This is a genomic window from Bradyrhizobium sp. CCBAU 53338, from assembly GCF_015291665.1.
Classification (GTDB): domain Bacteria; phylum Pseudomonadota; class Alphaproteobacteria; order Rhizobiales; family Xanthobacteraceae; genus Bradyrhizobium.
In genome coordinates, this window is record NZ_CP030048.1 from 3,116,332 (window position 1) to 3,134,540 (window position 18,209).

Sequence of the window (18,209 nt, forward strand, 5' to 3'; positions counted from 1 at the left end):
CCATCACCCCTGTTGCAAACATTCCACCAAAGTCGTGGCGCCGAATCAAGCAGGCGGTCTCCGCGGGATTGCATATTTTTCCCGGACGCCTGACATTAGGTATATGGACGCCAAGGCCAACCCGTCGGACGAAGCGCAGGGCCTGCGGCTCGTGCGCGCCTTTTTGACACTGCCGCCCGAGAAGCGGGCGGAGGTGATTGCGTTCGTCGAGGATTTGGTCCGCACCCATGTTCGACCGGATGACCGCCGGGAGGTTTCCCCGGATCGCTAACGCTGGCGCGGATTGACGTTTGGCACGAAGGGGGCGCCAACCACCCGGATCGATGCCGGGCTTGCGCTCTCGATCGGCCTGCCGTCGGCGACCTGCTTCTCGCGCGCCCGCCCAAGCACCGGCTCGAGTACCGCGAGCGCACCGGCCACGACGGCGCAGCACAGCGTGACTGTCGTCAACAGGACCATGTTTCGATTGTCTTCCCGGATCCGCACGGGACGAGAACAAGCCAGCCCCCGCCTTGGTTCCGGCATGGCATCGTCGCGCCGGCAGATCCACGAATGATCTGCCTCGTGCCGCAGGCGGCCTCGTGCCGCCGCAGATTTCTATTGCAGCAAGAGCGCCATCGCGATCGCGAAAAGGAAGAGCGTCGCGACGACGGCTGCGACGGCTCCGGCGATGATCTTGACGCTTTCTCGGCTGGTATCGAACTGCATGCGGCGTGCACTCTACCTCATGTTGCACTCTGACCCAATCTGGTCGGTAGCGGTCGCCGCACCGCCAGCGGCCAATCAATTCTCGAAGGTTGCGCCTTGAGCGATGACGTCAGTGCGGCCGGGCCGCGCACCGCGTGCGGCGATGGCGGCCAGAGCCGCGCGTCGGTTGATCTTTGTCGTGGCGATCGGAGCGTGATTTCGGACGCGATGCGCCGCGTGTATATTGCGCTTGCGACGGAATCTTGACGCGAGTCCCGCCCGATGATCTCCAATCGTCCCACCGTGCTCGCCCATGAGCGGTTCGTGGCCGACCGCCGGAATTTTACCGGCCTCGATCTCGCCACGCGCTTCGAGCGGATCGAGCGGACGAATCTGTGGGGAGCTGCGACGTCGGTCTCGGGCCTCGGGTCGGAAGATCTCGCCACCGCCGCGATCCGCGAAGCGCTGCCCGGCCTGTTGCGGCGCCTTGGGGCGCGCTCGCTGCTCGATGCACCCTGCGGCGATGCCGGTTGGATCGGCAGCATGAAGTTGGAGGTGGACTATACCGGCATCGACATCGTGCCGTCGCTGATCGCGGCCAACAGCGCGCGCGTAGCGCGCGGCGATCTGAGTGGCCGCTTTCTCGTCGCCGATATCACGCGCGACCCGCTGCCGTCTGCCGACGCGATCCTGTGCCGCGACTGTCTCGTGCATCTGAGCGTCCAGAACATCGCGCGCGCCACCGCCCGATTCCGTGCGAGCGGAGCGCAATTCCTGTTGGCCACGACGTTCCCGGAATGGGACGACAATCGCGATTGCGAGGACGGCGACTGGCGCGCGCTCAACATGACCAAGGCACCGTTCAACTGGCCGCGCCAGCGCGAGTTGATCAACGAGCGCTGCGACGAAGGCGATGGCGGCTGGCGCGACAAGAGCCTCGGGCTCTGGCGGCTGGATGAACTGCCTGATGGCAGCGCGGACGCGGCCTGACGGATCGCCGCGCCATCATCGCCCCGATGTGGGAGATGCCAGGATCAGTCCGCCCGCCGCGGCTTGTCGGACAATACGGTCACTTGCGGACTAGAACCTCCGGAGACCGGCGGAGTAGACTTGAGGAGCACGGCCAATGATCGATGCCAGATGCAGTTGTGGCGCCATTGTGCTGTCGCTTCCGGGGCCGACCAACCTGGTCGCGGCCTGTCATTGTCTCGAATGCCAGCGGCGGAGCGGCGCGCCATTTGGCGTTGGTGCTTTCTATCCGATGGAGGCCGTCAAGATCTCAGGGACGCCGAAGGAATATGTTCGCTCCGGCGAGAGCGGGGGCAAGGTTCGCTCATATTTCTGCCCGGATTGCGGCTCGACGGTTTTTTGGACGCCGGAAAAGTTCCCGGGGATGATCGGCGTTGCTCTCGGCGCGATGGCGGACCCGAATTTTCCGGCGCCGATCAAATCGGTGTTCGAGCAATCGAAACATGCGTGGGTCGAGATAACAGGCCTCGGCGTCGAGCATTTGCAACGAGGTACGGCGCAGAAGACTTCAAGCTGAGGAGGACGCATTGAGCGCTGGTGCCGGCTGAGGGGATTGAACCCCCGACCTTCGGTTTACAAAACCGCTGCTCTACCGCTGAGCTAAGCCGGCGACGCCCTTGAGGAAGCGGGCAGGGGCCGGCATGCGCCGAGCTGCCCGCCCGCGCGTCGCAATATCAGACTTGGTCGGAAAGTGCCAGAACCCGGGCCGGGCTTGCGGGCACGAAACAGGCGGCCGTGCGGACGCCTGTTTCGCGGTGTGCGGTCTAAATCGGCTTACTGGCAAATATGCCGGCGGCCGTCTTCGCCCTTGAACCAGGTGCCGGGCGTGCAGACGAAGCCGTTGCGCTGGGCATAGGTGCGAGTGTCCCAACCACGATTGTCCCAGCCTCGATTGTCCCAGGAATTGTCATAGGCGTAGCTGTCGCCCACCGCGCGGAACGGGGCGGTGGCAATCGCGCCCGCGGTGCCGATCGCGGCGCCGGCGACATCGCCCGCAACGTCGGTCGGCCAGAACCCGGTGTGGGTCCTGTTCCAATCGTTATTCCAGTCGCCATTGGTCTGGCGGTAGCTCACCCGGTGATGGCGATATCCGCTGTGTCCCGGACTCCTGCAGTAACCGTTGGGGGATTGCACCGCGCAGCGCTCGGGATTGGTGACGACCGATTGCGCCATCGCGGAGCCGGTCACCATGGTCGCCGCAATCGCCGCCGCGCCGAGGAGTTTCATTGTCGTCATGAGTCGTCTCCCTTCGAATTGACGGGGAGCTAAATGTCGTGAGCGGCGGCTCGTTCCGAAGGAACAGGCTGATTTCCCGCACGCTTCGGTCAAACGGATGTGAGCGGATGGGAACAAGGGCGCGGCCGTTAACACTTCGCTAGTCCGCGAAGCCGCATTTGAGCGGCGCGTGATCCCTACGCGTTAGGCTTACCGGAATTTGGTCAGCGCTCCTTAACCCTCTCTACGCGGCGATCCGATAGTTTGCGGTCGGACAACCGGGATCACTCCATGCGCGCTTTCGCGCTCGCAGCCTTTCTGATCGGACTGCCCGCGACGGCCTTTGCCGGCGGCGGTTTCGATATCGTCGTGCCCGTCCGTCCCGGCGCGCCCATCATCATCGACAACATCGATGCGTCCTACGCCGTCGTCGAAGGTGTCTGGGGCCTCGGCAAGAACATCCAGGTGCAGCCCACGATCTATGGCGGACGCTACGTGGCCGAGCGGCAGCCCTCCGATGTCGGGCATTATTATCCGAGCATGGGCTTGCAGCCCGGCTATGGCCGCCTCGAGGTCGAGCCGCCAGCGAACCGCAAATTGCCGAAGCCGGCCGAGAGCTACCATGAGAGCTGGGGCGCCTCGTCCGCGCCGTTGCCGCCGCAAATGGACGTGCCGGTCGACCCGCCGCCGGTGATCCTCGCGCCCGAGATCAACGACCATCCGCGCCGTCCTCGACCACGGCCGCATGCAGGAATGCCCGGCAAACCGCCGGGTTGAGAAACGTCGGAATCCAACAAGACGGAAATCAACAGGAGAGAGTAATGCGTCAGATGATTTCGGGACTGGTCGCGGCCGCTGCCGTGATGTTCGTGGGCAGCGCGCCGGCCATGGCCTGCGGCTTCAATCCGTGCCAACCGGTTGCGCCGGTGTTCTCCGGCTGCAACACCGGTTGCGGCGGTTACGGCTACGGAGCCGGCTATGGCTATGAGCGCTTGGCCGAGCCGACCTCGCAGTACTACTACGTCAACCAGGGCCCGACCTACACCGGCCCGGGTGCCTTCGCGCCGACCCCGACCTATCAGGAAGACGCGGTCGTCGCACCCGCCAATTATGGCTATGGCTATCGCGCTGCCGCCGTTGCGCCGTACGCCTATCATCACCGCCCGTACTACCGTCCGTATCGCTACGGCTACGGCCCGCGCTACGGCTACCTGCCGCGCACGCATTACGGCTACGGTCCGCGCTACGGTTACGCCCATCGCTACCAGCCGTATTACGGCGGCCACCGCGTGCTGCGCCGCTATTACTGATCTCTGATCGGTTGATCCAAACGAGCGCCCGTCCGCGTGATGCGGACGGGCGTTTTGTTTTGTCTCCAAAACAACCCCATGCACAGTAGCCGGGCTCAGCGAAATCAAGGACTTGAAGCGCAATGAGAGCGAGATGAGGGATCATCGCGCATTGGCTCGTTTTCGTGTCTGATTTTTCCGTAAAACCGAAACTCGCTTGACCCGTCGGGCAAAACAGGCGCAAGATGGCATCGTCGGAATGTGCGCGGCGACGCCTAACGTTTCATGAGTCCGAGCCGGCTCGCGCCGACATAGAGCGAGAGCACGGCGGCGTTCGAGACGTTGAGGCTCTTGATCTCGCCGGGCATGTCGAGCCGCGCCACGACGCTGCAGGTCTCGCGTGTCAACTGACGCAGGCCCTTGCCTTCCGCGCCCAGCACCAGCGCGAGCGGCTCACGCAGCGTGACATCCGCGATATCCTCGCTGCCTTCGCTGTCGAGGCCGACGGTCTGGAAGCCGCGATCGTTCAGTTCATTCAGCGAGCGGGCGAGGTTCTGCACGGTGATCATTGGCACCAGCTCCAGCGCGCCGGAGGCGGCCTTGGCGAGCACGCCGGTCGCCTCGGGGCTGTGACGCGCGGTGGTGACGATCGCCTTCACCGCGAACGCCGCGGCGGAGCGCAGGATGGCGCCGACATTGTGCGGATCGGTGATCTGGTCCAGCACCAGCACCATGCCTTCCTGCTTCAAGGTCTCGATGTCCGGCGAGGGCAGGGGATCGGCCTCGGCGAGCAGGCCCTGGTGCACGGCGTCGGGCGAGAGCAGGCGGTCGATCTCCTGGGGGCGGACGATCTCGGGCGCGATCCGGGTCTCGATGTTTTCGTCCGCAAGCCGCCTCGCGGCGTTCTCGGTCAGCGTCAGCTTGCGGATGCGCCGGGCAGGATTGGCCAGCGCCATGGTGACCGTGTGCCAGCCATAGAGGATGACCGGCCCGTCGGCATGCGAATCGCGTTCGCGCCAGGCCGGTCGGCCGGCCGATTTCCTTGTTTTGTTGAAGGGCTTAGCCCCGCCGCGGGGGCCCCTCGGGGCGAATTTTTTGTCCTTCATGGGCTCGCTTGTGTCACGGGTCCCGGAATATGGCAATTTGGGTGGCTTCCAGGTCGATTTTAGCTGTTCGCCTCGGTTGACTTTGCCCCACCGCTTCGCCCATAAACGCGCCCGGTCGCGCCCCCATCCGGGCTGTCGCGGCCTTCACGTTCCATGGCCGTCTTCGGTCCGCCGGCAAGGTCCGGCCCGATTGTGCTGCCGTCGAGCGGGGGAGTGTCCCGAGTGGCAAAGGGAGCTGACTGTAAATCAGCCGCCTCATGGCTTCGCAGGTTCGAGTCCTGCCTCCCCCACCAGCCTTCGCTCGCTTCGCGAGCTTCGGCTGGGCAAGCCAGCCCAATTCAAGCGCGCCCCGATCACCGTCGTGCGAGGCCAAGATAGGCGGACCGCTACTACAGCGTAGCGCCTGTTGGACGCGCCGTCTGTCAGCCGTTCCGGTCCTATCGCGCTTGCTCTTCGCGTTCGTGGATGACGTTGGCGCGCCCGACCAGGAGATCGTCGACCATGCCGATGCGCTTGGTGTCCTTGCCGGCGTAGGGCATCGCATGCAGCACGTAGCGCATCGCATTGAGCCGCGCGCGCTTCTTGTCGTCGGACTTGATGACGATCCAGGGACAGTCCGCCGTGTCGGTGTGGAAGAACATGCCCTCCTTGGCGCGGGTATAGTCGTCCCATTTGTCGAGCGAGGCGAGATCGATCGGTGACAGCTTCCACTGCTTCAGCGGATGTCCTTCACGCTCCTTGAAGCGGCGCCGCTGCTCCTCGCGGCTGACCGAGAACCAGAACTTGATGAGGTGGAGTCCGCTGCGGGCGAGGTTGCGCTCGAATTCAGGGACCTGGCGCAGGAACTCGTCGTACTCTGCCGGCGTGCAGAAGCTCATGACGCGTTCGACACCGGCGCGGTTGTACCAGCTCCGGTCGAACAGCACGATCTCGCCAGCAGTCGGCAGATGCTGCACATAACGCTGAAAATACCATTGCCCGCGCTCGACGTCGCTCGGCTTTTCCAGGGCGACGACCCGGGCGCCGCGCGGGTTCAGATGTTCCATGAAGCGCTTGATCGCGCCGCCCTTGCCGGCCGCGTCGCGTCCCTCGAACAGCAGTACGAGGCGCTGTCGGGTTTCTTTCATCCAGTTTTGAAGCTTCAACAATTCGGTTTGAAGAACGAATTTCTGCTCCTCGTAGTCGCGGCGATACATCCGGGACTTGTAGGGATAACCACCGAACCGCCAGTCGTCCGCCAGTTCGTCGCTGGTGGTCCGCTTGATGCGCTTGGGCTCCTTGCCAACCAGCAGCGCCTGCAATCGTTTGGCGTCGTCTGGAGCGGCCCCGGTGAGGATAGCCTGAATCGGCTCGCTGTCGGGTGCGAGTGCCGGCGGGCCCGTCAGGGCACTGTCAAGCGCCGCCATCTCGGCCTGCAAGGCGCCCGCGGTGGATTGTTCGGCGAACGAGCGTTCGACCGGAGTGAGCTTGATCGCGCGCGCTCGCGCCGCCGCCGATTTGGGCCGCCGGAGCGGCTTGGCCCCGTTCTTTCGTGGTCGAACCTGCCTGGACTTCCGGGGAAGAGGTGCCATTCGCCTGCTTGTCCTAGATGCGCGGGAATCCGCTTCTACCCGCGAATCCCATCCGCACGGCTTGACGTGGATCAAACGGCAGCGGTGAACGATCTAGGAGAGTAAATCTTTCACCACCGGCACTACCTTCCGCCCGTAGAGCTCGATGCTCTTCATCAGCTTTTCGTGGGGCAACGGTCCCGCCGAATATTTCAGCTGGAAGCGCGCAATGCCGAGCGCCTTCGCCGTCTTGGCGATCTTGCGCGCGACGGTCTCGGGCGAGCCGACATAGAGCGAGCCGTGCTCGGCCTCGCTGACGAACTCGTCGCGGCCCATCGGCGGCCAGCCGCGCTCACGGCCGATGCGGTCGCGCATCGCCTTGTAGTCGGGCCATAGCTCTTCGCGCGCCTGCTCGTCGGTCTCGGCGACATAGCCTGGCGAGTGCACCCCGATCGGCTGCGCGGGGCGGCCGAACTCCTTGAAGGCGCGGTGATAGAGATCGACGTAAGGGGCGAAGCGCGCGGGATCGCCGCCGATAATGGCGAGCATCAGGGGTAGATCGTAATGCGCGGCGCGCACCACGGATTGCGGGCTGCCGCCGACGCCGATCCAGGTTTTGAGCTGACCGTTCTCGACCGGCGGATAGACCAGTTGCTCCTTCAGCGGCGGACGCAACTTGCCCTGCCACGTCACCGGCTTCTGCGAGAGTAGTGCGGCAAACAGGTCGAGCTTCTCCTCGAACAGCTCTTCATATTTGCGCAGGTCGAAGCCGAACAGCGGAAAGGACTCCGTGAACGAGCCGCGCCCGAGGATCACCTCGGCGCGTCCATTGGAGAGCGCATCGAGCGTCGCAAAGCGCTGGAACACGCGGATGGGATCGTCGGAAGAGAGCACCGTCACGGCCGAGCCGAGATGGATGCGCTTGGTCCGCGAGGCGATCGCCGCGAGCACGGTCTCAGGCGAGGAGATCGCAAAATCAGAACGGTGGTGCTCGCCGAGGCCGATGAAGTCGAGGCCGAGCTCGTCGGCCAGCACCGCCTCGTCGACGACATTGCGGATCACCTGCGCATGCGGCAGCATGTCGCCCGCGGCGTCCTTGGTGACGTCGCCAAAGGTATCCAGTCCGAATTCGAGCGGTGCGGTCATCGATCAGGTCTCTGTGGGGAGGATCGACCAGACTTAGTGGATGCCCGCTACGTCACAAGGCACCTTCCGGAAATGCTCGGTTTCCGTTTGTGCGTTCTATCTCGCGATCCGCACCACCATCTTGCCGAGCGCGGCGCGCGTCTGCATCGTCTTGAAGGCCTCGCGGAAGTCCTCAAGCGCGAAGACGCGACCCACCGCGGGCTTCAGCTTGCCTTCCGCGAGCCAGCCAATCAGCTTCGACATCAGGCTCTTCTGCACGTCTGGCTCGCGCGTGGGGATCTGCGCGAGGTCGACGCCGAGCAAGGCGCCGCCTTTGAGCAACGGCAGATTGAACGGCAGGGCGGGGATCGCGCCTCCGGCAAAGCCAACCACCAGGTGGCGCCCGCGCCAGGCGATCGAGCGAAAGGCCTGCACCGAGACGTCGCCACCGACAGGATCGAAGATCACGTCTGGGCCTTGTCCTCCGGTCAATTCCTTCAACGTGTCGCGCCAGCCGGCCTGCGTATAGTCGATGACAGCGTCGGCGCCATGCTCTCGCGCGAACTCGCGCTTCTCCGGCGTTGACGCTGCCGCGATCACGCGCGCGCCGAGCAGCTTGCCGATTTGCACCGCTGCGGTCCCCGTGCCGCCGGCAGCGCCCAGCACGAGAAGCTGCTCGCCAGCGACGATCGTGGCACGGGCGCTCAGCGCATAGAGTGCAGTCAGATAATTGGCACGAAACGAGGCGGCGACTTCGGCCGCGACGCCATCCGGCAGGGGATAGACCGTTTCGGGCCTGACCACGATCTCCTCGGCCAGCGCGCCCGACCGCGTCATGCCCATCACGCGCATGCCGGACTGATAACCCCCCGGAGCGCCGGGAGCCTCCTCGACGACACCAGCAAATTCCGTCCCAGGAATGAAGGGCAGGGGATCCTTGGTCTGGTAGCGTCCCTCGATCTTCAGGCCGTCGACAAAGCCGATGCCCGCCGCCTCCACCCGGACGCGTAAATGTCCGGGCTCCATTTGTGGCGACGGAACGTCCTTCAGCTCGATCTGATCGAAGGGGGCGTATTGCTCGACGACGACGGCTTTCATCTCAGGCCTCTGCTGTTCCTGATATCCTGACAGGTTCGAAGATGAGGCTCTTGCGTCTACCGCCACATCCCCCGCATCCGCGCGCCGATGTCGATCTTCGGTCCCTGCGATGCAGCGCGCGCGCCAGCCGAGGCAGCCTTCGGCCACGCGGTGCGCTCGAACAGATAGACCAGCGGCTCAGGGATGAAGCGGGTGCGGGAGGCGTAGACGTGGCGGTCGCCCTTGGCGGCCTGGCCGTGGACGAAGAAACGCTGCGGCACGACGAGATGCAGAACGTCCTTGGCGCGTGTCATCGCGACATAGAGCAGGCGGCGCTCCTCCTCGAGCTCGGCGCTGGTGCCGGCGCCGAGATCGGACGGCATGCAGCCGTCGACGACGTTGAGCACGAACACCGATTTCCACTCCTGGCCCTTGGCGGAATGGATGGTGGAGAGGATCAGGTAATCCTCGTCGCGGAGCGGCGGGCCTGATTTGTCGCTGGTCGCGTCAGGTGGATCGAGCGTGAGCTCGGTCAGGAATTTTTCGCGCGAGGAATAGCCGCTCGCGATCTGCTCGAGCTGCATCAGGTCGGCGCGGCGCGTCTCGGAATCCTCGTGGAGGCGATCGAGGTGCGGTTCGTACCAGAGCCGCACGCGTTCGAGCTCCACAGGCCATTCCGAATGGCGCAAATTCTCGATAGTGCGGACGAAGTCGGTCCAGTCCGCGCCGGTGCGCGCTGGCACCGGGAGCTGAGCGAGTGCGTTCAGCGGATCGGCGCTCTCGGCCATCTGATCGAGCACGCGCTGCGCGGTCGCGGGACCGATGCCCGGCAACAGATGCAGGATACGAAAGCCGGCGACGCGGTCGCGCGGGTTCTCGGCAAAGCGCAGCAAGGCCAGCACGTCCTTGACGTGGGCGGCGTCGAGGAATTTCAGCCCGCCGAATTTGACGAAGGGGATGTTGCGGCGGGTCAGCTCGATCTCCAGCGGGCCGGAATGCGAGGAGGTCCGGAACAGCACCGCCTGGTGCTTGAGCAGCGCGCCTTGTTCGCGATTGGCCAGCACCTGTTCGACGATGTAGCGGGCCTGGTCGGCCTCGTCGTGAACGGTGACGAGCTGCGGCTTCTGCGTCGAGGCGCGGTCGGTCCAGAGATTCTTGGTGAAGCGCTCGCGCGCGAGGCCGATGACGCCGTTGGCGGCTGCCAGCACCGCTTGCGTCGAGCGATAGTTGCGATCGAGCGTGATCGTCTCCGCGCGCGGCGAAAAACTCTGCGGAAAGTCCAGGATGTTGCGCACGGTGGCGGCGCGGAACGAATAGATCGACTGCGCGTCGTCGCCCACGACGGTGAGCCCGCGTCCGTCGGGCTTGAGTGCCAGCAGGATCGAGGATTGCAGGCGATTGGTGTCCTGATATTCGTCGACCAGCACGTGATCGAAGCGGCCGCCGATCTCTTCCGCAATCAATGCATCGCTCATCATCTGCGACCAGTAGAGCAGGAGGTCGTCGTAATCGAGCACGTGCTGGGCCTGCTTGGCCTCGACATAGGCCGCGAACAGACCCTTCAATTCGGCCGCCCAACCGGCGCACCAAGGATAATGCTGGCCGAGCACCTTCTCGATCTCCATCTCGGCGTTGACGCAGCGCGAGTAGATCGACAGGCAGGTGCCCTTGGCCGGAAAGCGGCCGTCGGTCCTCGACAGGCCGCGTTCGTGCCGAACCAGGTTCATCAGGTCGGCGGAATCCTCGCGGTCGTGGATGGTGAAGGCGGGATCGATACCGATCCGCTCGGCATATTCGCGCAGCAGCCGCGCGCCGATGCCGTGGAAGGTTCCGGCCCAGGTCAGCGCATCGCGCATGATCGCGGCGTTGTTTTCGCCGAGCACCTTTCGGGCGATGCGTTCGACCCGGCCCGCCATCTCGGCCGCGGCGCGGCGGGAGAACGTCATCAAGAGGATGCGGCGGGGATCGGCGCCGGCGACGATCAGATGCGCGACGCGATGGGCGAGCGTATTGGTCTTGCCGGACCCGGCGCCGGCAATGACGAGCAGGGGGGCGCCCACGGTCGCGCCATCGGCCACGCCATGCTCCACGGCGCGGCGCTGCTCCGCATTGAGCGTGTCCAGATATGAAGTCACGAATCGCCCCGATGAAGCCGCCAGAATCGACGATCCTCCGGCGAATCGCAATGCGGCTGGGCGCGGGGCCCCGAGGATTCAGGGGAGAGGAACAGCCGAAGGTTCCAGCCCGAAAGGGTGATCCTCTTCCCAACCGCTGCCGCATGGACAAGGCGGCGGCCGGCAGGACCCGACGGCGCCTTGATCGGTCATCCCCTGGTCGCTGTCGCGCCGAACCCATCGGCCGGCACGTAAAGCTTGACCGGGCGGATCTCGTAGACCGCGCTCGGATTGACCTCGCGCAGCTTCCGCGCCGCCGCGATCGCCTCCTCGTCCGTGTCGTAGTTGACGAGGTGGAATCCCAGAAGCTGCTCCTTGGTCTCGGCAAACGGGCCGTCCAGCACGATGCCCGCGCCCGGGCCACGCAAGGTGTGGGCCTTTCTCGTATCATCCAGACGGGCGGCCGGTCCAAGGTGTCCGCTCGCCCGCAAGGGGGCCTGAACCTCGATGACCTTGGCCAGGACAGCGGCGTCCTCCTGCGGCGTCCATGCCAACAGCTCGTCTTCCACGTGGTAGGCCAGGATTGCGTAGAGCATTTTCACCTCGCTTGTTTTTGGGCGCGCAGCCCGAAGGACGTATCACCGCCATCGATACCGACAATGGCCCGATACGAAATATTGCGTCATGGCGATGCTGACGAAACCGTCATGAAACCCGATTGCGGGCCGGCGGTGTGAACGCCGGCCAAAGTCGAGGCGACTGATGGCCACCAAGAGCAATCAAGGGCTATCGGAGGCGGCAATGTCGGGTCGGATCATCAAGATCATCTGCGATGCGCGGCGGGCAGGGACGTCGGAGCCTGCCGATCTGCACGATCAGGCCGGTCATCACCGCTACTACGGCAGCTCCGTCGCGAATGGCGGCGAGCGAATCGTCGAGACCCGCCGCGGCAAGCGTCCGTCCATGTTCGCCATCTTCGGCTTCTGAGCCTCGCCGGGCGAAACGACGCGCGAATGAGCGCCCTGCAAATCACGATCGCTGCACTGCCTTTCCTGCTCTCGCTCGTGAGCCGGAACTGCAACGTGATTGCGCCCTGCCTGCTGGTGAGCATCCTCACCGTGCTTTTGAGTGCCGAGCCCCACCGTGCGGTCATGGCCTGGTGCGCAGGTACGCTGATCGCCGCCGTGGCGGTGCGCGAGCGGCTCCGCGTGCTCTGAGCCGGAATTGATCAGGGCGCGCTCAAGACCTGCTTGACGAGAGCCTCGCGCAGCGCCGCGAGCTCGCCGCTCGCCTGCATCTGCGCGATCACCTGTCCGACCTTCGGCACGAGGTCGCGATGCCGCTCATGCAGGTAATGATAGATGCTGATGCGCTCGAGCGGCGGGGAGAGCGGATATATCCTGGCCTGGAGATTGAGCTTGCGGACTGCGACCAGGCCGCTGAAGAGGTCGGTGACCATCACGTCGAAGCGATCGGCATCGAGCATCCTGATCATGTTCTCGATGCCGGTGGTCGCCGTGACGCGGTCCATGCCGCGCGTGCCGGCTTCCGACGAGCCGACGCCGCGGACGATGCCGATGCTGTAGTTCCTGATCGAATTCCAGCCGTCGACGTCGAAATGGAGCTTGGTCGTGAACGCCGCGGGCTCGATGTAGTTGATCGCGGGCGTCACCTGCAGCAGTGTCGGGTAGTCGCGGGACAGCGTTCCGATCCGCTGGATTTCACCGTCGAGCTCGCCGGAGCTCGACAGCGCCAGCGCCCGCTTGCCGGGGACGTCCTCGAATTCGAGCTTGATGTTCAGCTTGGCGTAGACGGCCCGCAGCATCTCGCCGCCGACATATTGATCCGGGATGTCTGCGATCCGTGCCAGGCGGATCACGGACTGCGCGGAGGACGTTCCGGCCGTGAGCAGGGACAGGCAGACGACGACTATCCGCCACATGGGGCGCCTCTCTGGTCAGCTCTTGCTACCATTGGGTTGGGGGCCCCGCGCGATCTACCGCAGATGGCCCATGCCGCAGAACCATGGCGCCCAACGTTCGCCCGCCACGCGCGCGTCTCCCGGATTTCACCGGTGTCATTCTAGCACGCGGAGTGATATTTTACGCGGGAATCCTGCTGCTGGGCGCAAGATATGACCCCACCGACCTCAGATCGCCCAAGGGCCGACAGGATTGCCGCACACGTCGTGTGCTGAGGAGAATCAAAACCGTCGAGTTGTGCGCGGCCGCGGCCGGCAGGCCGGACAGGAGTGTCGCCATTTTCTGGGACGGGGTGCATGGCCAACGCAGGTGACGAGAATCCCGACCGTGGCCGCGCTGTTGCGCCGGCGGCCGCGAAGCAGGATTTGAGCGGCATCGGAACGCCGTTCACGTCCCCGCTGCTCGCCGCGTTGCCGTCGCGGATCTTCAACTGGTCGCGGAGCGGCGTCGGGCCCCGCCTGCTTGCCGCCGTGCTGCTGTTTTCCTCCGTCGTGACGCTGACACTGACCGTGCTCCAGCTCTATCTCGACTATGACCGCGAAGTCGGCATGATCGAGACGCGGCTCGAGGAGGTCGGCCGCAGCACCACGGCCAGCCTCGGCGAAAGCCTGTGGAATCTCGACCAGAACCAGCTCAAGCTTCAGCTCGACGGTATCCTGCGGCTGCCGGGCATGCGCGCCGCCGAGGTCCGCGAGATCGCCGATCGCCCCGATCCCATCCGCGTCGCCGTCGGCGCGCGAAGCACCCGCTCGGTCGTGGCGCGCGACTATCCGCTGACCACCAATGTGCAGGGGACGGTGCACAACATCGGCGTGTTGCATGTCGAGGCGACGCTGAATGACGTCTATCGGCAATTGCTGAACCGGGCCCTCGTCATCCTGGCAAGCCAGGCGGCAAAGACGTTCCTGGTCTCATTGTTCATCATCTACATGTTCCACGTTCTGGTGACGCGGCATCTGGTTGCGATCGCAGACTTCGTCAGCAAATACAGCGTGGCGCGGCCGCCGCCGCCTTTGCAACTGGAGCGACGGCCGCCCTACGATCCCGATGAGCTGGACAAGGTGACCGACGCGTTCAACGTCATGTGCGCCAACCTCGGTCGTGCCTATGGCGAGCTGCGCGAGGCCAACGCGAATCTCGAACGCGATCTGAAGATCCGCCGTCGCGCCGAAGAGGACGCGCGCGCGAGCGAGCAGCGCTTTCGCGACTATGCCGAGACTGCATCGGACTGGTTCTGGGAAACCGGGCCCGATCACGTCTTCACCTACATATCGGACCGCGCCGGTGCTTTCGGCATGGATCCCGAAGCCCTGATCGGCAGGCGGCGCCCGGATGCCGCCCTCGACCAGAATGCCGAAGCGGAGAAATGGCGCGAGCACATGGCGACGCTCGACCGCCACGAGCCGTTCCGGAAATTCGAGTATCGCGGCCGCGATGCGGCCGGGCGGCTGCACTATTTCAGCGTCAACGGTCAGCCTGTTTTCGCCGACGACGGGCGTTTCATGGGCTATCGCGGCTCGTCCACCGACCTCACCGCGCAGCATGAGACCGAAGAGCGGCTTCGCCAGTCCCAGAAGATGGATGCGATGGGCCAGCTCACCGGCGGCGTCGCGCACGACTTCAACAACGTGCTGACCGTCATCATCGGGACCATCGAGATCATCCAGGAGGGGCTCGCGGACAAGCCGGAGCTTGCCGCAATCGCCCAGCTCATCGACGATGCGGCCTCGCGCGGCGCGGAGATCACCTCGCAGCTCCTGACCTTTGCGAGGCGCCAGCCGCTGGAGCCGCGCGAGATCGACGTCAACGCTCTCGTGGTCGAGACGGCGAAGCTGTTGCGGCCGATCCTCGGCGAGCATGTCGAGATCGTGATCCGGCTCGCCGACGATGCGTGGCCGGCCATGGCCGATCCGTCCCAGCTTTCGTCGGCGATCGTCAATCTTGCCGTCAATGCGCGCGATGCGATGCCCGACGGCGGCAGCCTCACGCTCGAGACCGCCAACCGGGAGCTCGACGGCAGCGACGATGGCGATGCCGGCTCCTACGTCATGATCGCGGTGGCCGATACCGGCCACGGCATTCCGGCCGAGATTCGCGACCGCGTGTTCGAGCCGTTCTTCACCACAAAGGGCGTCGGCCGCGGCACCGGGCTCGGCCTCAGCATGGTCTATGGTTTCGCCAAGCAGACCGGCGGCACCGTCGCGATCGAGAGTGAGGAGGGGCATGGCACGGTGATACGGCTGTTCCTGCCGCGATCGGCAGGCGGGGCGGCGGGAAGGACCGGGCCGGGGCCGACGCCCACGCCGGCGCGCGGGCACGAGACCATTCTCGTGGTCGAGGACGACCCGCTCGTGCAGGGCTATGTCATCGCCCAGCTCGGCAGCCTCGGCTATCGCACGCTGACGGCCAGCGATGGCGCAGCCGCGCTTGCGCTGGTCGACCAGGGCGCGGGCTTCGATCTGCTGTTTACCGACATCATCATGCCCGGCGGCATGAACGGGCGGGAATTGGCCGAAGCGGTCCGGCTCCGCCGGCCGGGCGTGCGGGTGCTCTACACGTCAGGCTATACCGACAACACCATCGTCCACGAGGGACATCTCGATCCCGGTGTGGCGCTGCTCCGCAAGCCCTACCGGAAGGCCGAGCTGTCGCAAAAGATCCGCGAGGTGCTCGCGGGCGAGGGACCGCTTTGAGCGGCGCGCGACGCCGGCGAGTTTCGCCTGGCCAAGCAAAAGGCGCGGCGGGGAGAACCCGTCGCGCCCGATTTCTTGCTCGCTGGTCCAGGGCTGAGAGCGCCCCGATGCCAAGCCTCTTTCAAAGCCTAGCGGGCGATCCCAGCGAGGTGACAGCGCTTGAGACAAGACACTGGATCACCTCCTTTCGTTGATTGCGGGAGATCACAATATAGGCCGGATGGCCGCCGCTGTTAAGGGGCGGCGGAGCGGGGCGGAACCTGGCCTGTGCGCAAGGGCCCGAAAGCCGGCGAAAGCAGCGCCACGGGCAGTTGAGACCGCCGCCCGGCCGTGTTAGGCAGCGACTTGCGCGGGTGTAGCTCAATGGTAGAGCAGCAGCCTTCCAAGCTGAATACGAGGGTTCGATTCCCTTCACCCGCTCCAATGATTTCAATAACTTAGCGCGTCAAGACCTTTCCATTCTGACAAGCCGCGCATTCTCATTCTGACAAACGTTCACTTTTCTTTCGCTTGCTTTGCACGGCGCTTGATGCGTTTCATTTGCGCATCTTGCTTGGCCTCGTCGTCGTCGTGCAGATAGTGCGCCATAGCTGCGGTCGACGACCACTGACCCTTCTTCATCAGCTGAGTTTCCGTTAGCCCCGATGTGCTTGCTTCGGTCGTGCCGCCGTGGCGACCGAATGAGGTAAAGGTCAGCTCAGGCCGTAAACCTGCAGCCAAGATAATCTTCTTCGTAATGCGCTGGACTTGAGTCAGCATCTCACCTTTGCCGAACCAGGGTAGACTGCTGCCATCACGCCGCAACATCAGGCCGCCCGTCGGGCGCAACTCCTTGATTGCGTCAAGCTCGGCCATGAGCAGCGGGTACAGTGCCTTGCCCTTGGCATTGAATAGTGGCTCCCAAGATCCCGTGCTGGTCTTGTAGTTGATGACGTACACATGGCTCGGCCGGCTCGGCGGCCGGTAGTGATCGGCCACAAAACGAATGAAAATGTGAGCCTCGCGTTGAAGCAGCTCCCAGCCGATCAGCGCACCGGTAGCAAGCGAAGGATAGCCCATCTCGATCGCCTTAGCGCGGAAAGCTGCAAGCTCCGCAAAGGTCGCATGCGGTGTCTCGCGCGAGCTGGATTGCAGACCCATCTTTTCGAAGGGATTGCGGGGCGGAAACAAGCCTGGATGTGCTCGGGAGATGGCGTTCCAGGCGCCACGTGCGGTCTTCATCGCGTGATTGACCGTCGTACGGCGTTCGATCTTCTCGCCCTTAACCTCTTTGAAGAGCAGTTTTTCGAAGAGCTGATCGACGAAAGCCGTATCGATGCTTGCGACCCGGCGCGTCCCCAGTCGTCGGCCATCTTGCAAGATGTACTCGCAGATCATCTTGATGCCAGTCTCATGAACGCGGCACTGGCCGGGGCTCAAAGGCTGAAGTCGCTTGGCTGTTTTCTGGGACCAGGTTTGACGGTAGACGTGAAACATCCAATCCAGCGTGCCGACGACCACGCCAATGCCGATTGGATTCGCATCCTCGCCGCCGGAGCGCCAACTATCAAAAGCGGGGAGCAAAATTTGCTCTGCGCGTGTGACTGCGCGCTTGTAGTCGGTGCCAAGGGCTTCGTTCGCGATCGAACATCCCCGCTTGCGCGCCCACGTCGGGATATTGAAAAAATACCCGAAGCTGCCGCCTCCGAGACGCTTGCGTAAAGTGTACCGAGGCAACGGTAACGCAGATCGCCCCAATCTTTTCACAGCAGTCTCCTGGACTCCTCCGGGTCGTCTTCAGGATTAATTGGAATCGATCCTTCTTCCAGAATCAACACAGAAATGCGTCCGTCAGGCCAAATCTCGACGCGCGCGACCCTGCCACCGGCGTCGAGTACGCCTCGAACCGCGCGCTTAATATCTGCCTCGGTAAATCTGGCGCGGGACATCCAAGTTTGGAAGCATGAGATCGGTGGCCCATTAAATCATGATGCTCGGTTAAGACTCTACTGAAGCGAGAGAAAGCGTGGAGCACTATGGCGAAATTAGATGTGCCAGAAGGTCGTCTTGCGGCAGGTACATCGAGTGAGAAGGTACGGATCATCTTCGCTTGATGTTATGCGGGGCCATCAAATCGGAGGGACGTAATTTGCTGATGTCTGACCTAGTCGCCGTCGGATCGATGGAGCTAGCTCAAGCTTGCCCATAATGGCTGGAACGAGAGTTCAAGTTTTTCAACCGCTTAAAAGGCGGCGTGTGCACGACGTGTGCACCGGTAGACCAAGAAAAATCTCATCACCGCCAGTGTGAGCAGGGATGTGGCGCCTGTGCTGGACCTGAATTTTCCGAGGGCAGGCGGCGGA

The 18,209-nt window shown here is 64.1% G+C and carries 18 protein-coding genes and 3 tRNA genes; 10 read left to right on the forward strand and 11 right to left on the reverse strand.

What is annotated here, in order from left to right; genetic code table 11:
• Nucleotides 1-103: 103 nt before the first annotated feature.
• Complete coding sequence (locus XH90_RS14480) at nt 104-271, forward strand: hypothetical protein (protein WP_194482108.1); 168 nt, start codon at nt 104-106, stop codon at nt 269-271.
• Here XH90_RS14480 and XH90_RS14485 read toward each other — a convergent pair.
• Entirely contained in the window at nt 268-459 is a 192-nt protein-coding gene (locus tag XH90_RS14485) for a hypothetical protein (protein WP_194482109.1), read from the reverse strand. The two genes, XH90_RS14480 and XH90_RS14485, sit on opposite strands and share 4 nt — an antisense overlap.
• 510 nt (nt 460-969) lie before the next feature.
• Here XH90_RS14485 and XH90_RS14490 point away from each other — a divergent pair.
• Nucleotides 970-1,677: a class I SAM-dependent methyltransferase gene (locus tag XH90_RS14490; protein ID WP_194482110.1), complete on the forward strand. Its 708-nt coding sequence runs from the start codon at nt 970-972 to the stop codon at nt 1,675-1,677.
• Nucleotides 1,678-1,813: 136 nt separating this feature from the next.
• Nucleotides 1,814-2,233 carry a GFA family protein gene (locus tag XH90_RS14495; RefSeq protein WP_194482111.1) on the forward strand — a complete coding sequence of 140 codons (420 nt, stop codon included), beginning with the start codon at nt 1,814-1,816 and terminating at the stop codon, nt 2,231-2,233.
• A gap of 18 nt (nt 2,234-2,251) precedes the next feature.
• On the opposite strand, the gene XH90_RS14500 is transcribed toward XH90_RS14495, so the two are convergent.
• Together XH90_RS14500 and XH90_RS14505 are read right to left on the reverse strand one after the other, a co-directional pair.
• A tRNA-Thr gene (locus XH90_RS14500) sits at nt 2,252-2,326 on the reverse strand.
• Nucleotides 2,327-2,490: 164 nt separating this feature from the next.
• Nucleotides 2,491-2,952 carry a hypothetical protein gene (locus tag XH90_RS14505; protein WP_194482112.1) on the reverse strand — a complete coding sequence of 154 codons (462 nt, stop codon included), beginning with the start codon at nt 2,950-2,952 and terminating at the stop codon, nt 2,491-2,493.
• A gap of 270 nt (nt 2,953-3,222) precedes the next feature.
• Here XH90_RS14505 and XH90_RS14510 point away from each other — a divergent pair, with 270 nt between their 5' ends.
• Both XH90_RS14510 and XH90_RS14515 read left to right on the forward strand, forming a co-directional pair.
• On the forward strand, nt 3,223-3,708 hold the full coding sequence (locus XH90_RS14510; protein ID WP_194482113.1) for a hypothetical protein: 486 nt from the start codon (nt 3,223-3,225) through the stop codon (nt 3,706-3,708).
• Nucleotides 3,709-3,752: 44 nt separating this feature from the next.
• Nucleotides 3,753-4,241 carry a hypothetical protein gene (locus tag XH90_RS14515; protein WP_194482114.1) on the forward strand — a complete coding sequence of 163 codons (489 nt, stop codon included), beginning with the start codon at nt 3,753-3,755 and terminating at the stop codon, nt 4,239-4,241.
• 254 nt (nt 4,242-4,495) lie between these two features.
• Here XH90_RS14515 and rlmB read toward each other — a convergent pair whose 3' ends face one another.
• Nucleotides 4,496-5,326, reverse strand: coding sequence for a 23S rRNA (guanosine(2251)-2'-O)-methyltransferase RlmB (rlmB, locus tag XH90_RS14520; RefSeq protein WP_194482115.1), 831 nt, complete (start codon nt 5,324-5,326; stop codon nt 4,496-4,498).
• 207 nt (nt 5,327-5,533) lie between these two features.
• On the opposite strand from rlmB, the gene XH90_RS14525 reads away from it, so the two are divergent.
• Nucleotides 5,534-5,619: transfer RNA gene (locus XH90_RS14525), tRNA-Tyr, on the forward strand.
• Nucleotides 5,620-5,763: 144 nt separating this feature from the next.
• On the opposite strand, the gene ppk2 is transcribed toward XH90_RS14525, so the two are convergent.
• The 5 genes from ppk2 to XH90_RS14550 all read right to left on the reverse strand — a co-directional run bounded on the left by ppk2 (nt 5,764) and on the right by XH90_RS14550 (nt 11,788).
• Nucleotides 5,764-6,897: a polyphosphate kinase 2 gene (gene ppk2 / locus XH90_RS14530; RefSeq protein WP_194482116.1), complete on the reverse strand. Its 1,134-nt coding sequence runs from the start codon at nt 6,895-6,897 to the stop codon at nt 5,764-5,766.
• Nucleotides 6,898-6,990: 93 nt separating this feature from the next.
• The gene (locus XH90_RS14535; protein ID WP_194482117.1) at nt 6,991-8,022 is read right to left on the reverse strand and encodes an LLM class flavin-dependent oxidoreductase; all 1,032 of its coding nucleotides are present in this window, start codon (nt 8,020-8,022) and stop codon (nt 6,991-6,993) included.
• Between the two features lie 96 nt (nt 8,023-8,118).
• Nucleotides 8,119-9,099 carry an NADPH:quinone oxidoreductase family protein gene (locus XH90_RS14540; protein ID WP_194482118.1) on the reverse strand — a complete coding sequence of 327 codons (981 nt, stop codon included), beginning with the start codon at nt 9,097-9,099 and terminating at the stop codon, nt 8,119-8,121.
• 56 nt (nt 9,100-9,155) lie between these two features.
• Entirely contained in the window at nt 9,156-11,213 is a 2,058-nt protein-coding gene (locus XH90_RS14545; RefSeq protein WP_194482119.1) for an ATP-dependent helicase, read from the reverse strand.
• 188 nt (nt 11,214-11,401) lie between these two features.
• On the reverse strand, nt 11,402-11,788 hold the full coding sequence (locus tag XH90_RS14550; RefSeq protein ID WP_194482120.1) for a YciI family protein: 387 nt from the start codon (nt 11,786-11,788) through the stop codon (nt 11,402-11,404).
• A 205-nt stretch (nt 11,789-11,993) separates the two neighbouring features.
• On the opposite strand from XH90_RS14550, the gene XH90_RS14555 reads away from it, so the two are divergent.
• Both XH90_RS14555 and XH90_RS14560 read left to right on the forward strand, forming a co-directional pair.
• Complete coding sequence (locus tag XH90_RS14555; RefSeq protein WP_246755810.1) at nt 11,994-12,179, forward strand: hypothetical protein; 186 nt, start codon at nt 11,994-11,996, stop codon at nt 12,177-12,179.
• A 26-nt stretch (nt 12,180-12,205) separates the two neighbouring features.
• Complete coding sequence (locus XH90_RS14560; RefSeq protein WP_194482122.1) at nt 12,206-12,409, forward strand: hypothetical protein; 204 nt, start codon at nt 12,206-12,208, stop codon at nt 12,407-12,409.
• An 11-nt stretch (nt 12,410-12,420) separates the two neighbouring features.
• On the opposite strand, the gene XH90_RS14565 is transcribed toward XH90_RS14560, so the two are convergent.
• Nucleotides 12,421-13,134, reverse strand: a complete 714-nt coding sequence (locus XH90_RS14565; protein WP_194482123.1) for an ABC transporter substrate-binding protein — start codon at nt 13,132-13,134, stop codon at nt 12,421-12,423.
• Nucleotides 13,135-13,470: 336 nt separating this feature from the next.
• Between XH90_RS14565 and XH90_RS14570 the strand changes: the two genes are divergently transcribed.
• Nucleotides 13,471-15,867, forward strand: a complete 2,397-nt coding sequence (locus XH90_RS14570) for an ATP-binding protein (RefSeq protein ID WP_194482124.1) — start codon at nt 13,471-13,473, stop codon at nt 15,865-15,867.
• A gap of 349 nt (nt 15,868-16,216) precedes the next feature.
• Nucleotides 16,217-16,290 (forward strand) — tRNA-Gly (locus XH90_RS14575).
• A gap of 72 nt (nt 16,291-16,362) precedes the next feature.
• Here the strand turns inward: XH90_RS14575 and XH90_RS14580 are convergent.
• Complete coding sequence (locus XH90_RS14580; RefSeq protein ID WP_194482125.1) at nt 16,363-17,613, reverse strand: hypothetical protein; 1,251 nt, start codon at nt 17,611-17,613, stop codon at nt 16,363-16,365.
• Nucleotides 17,614-18,209: the final 596 nt, after the last annotated feature.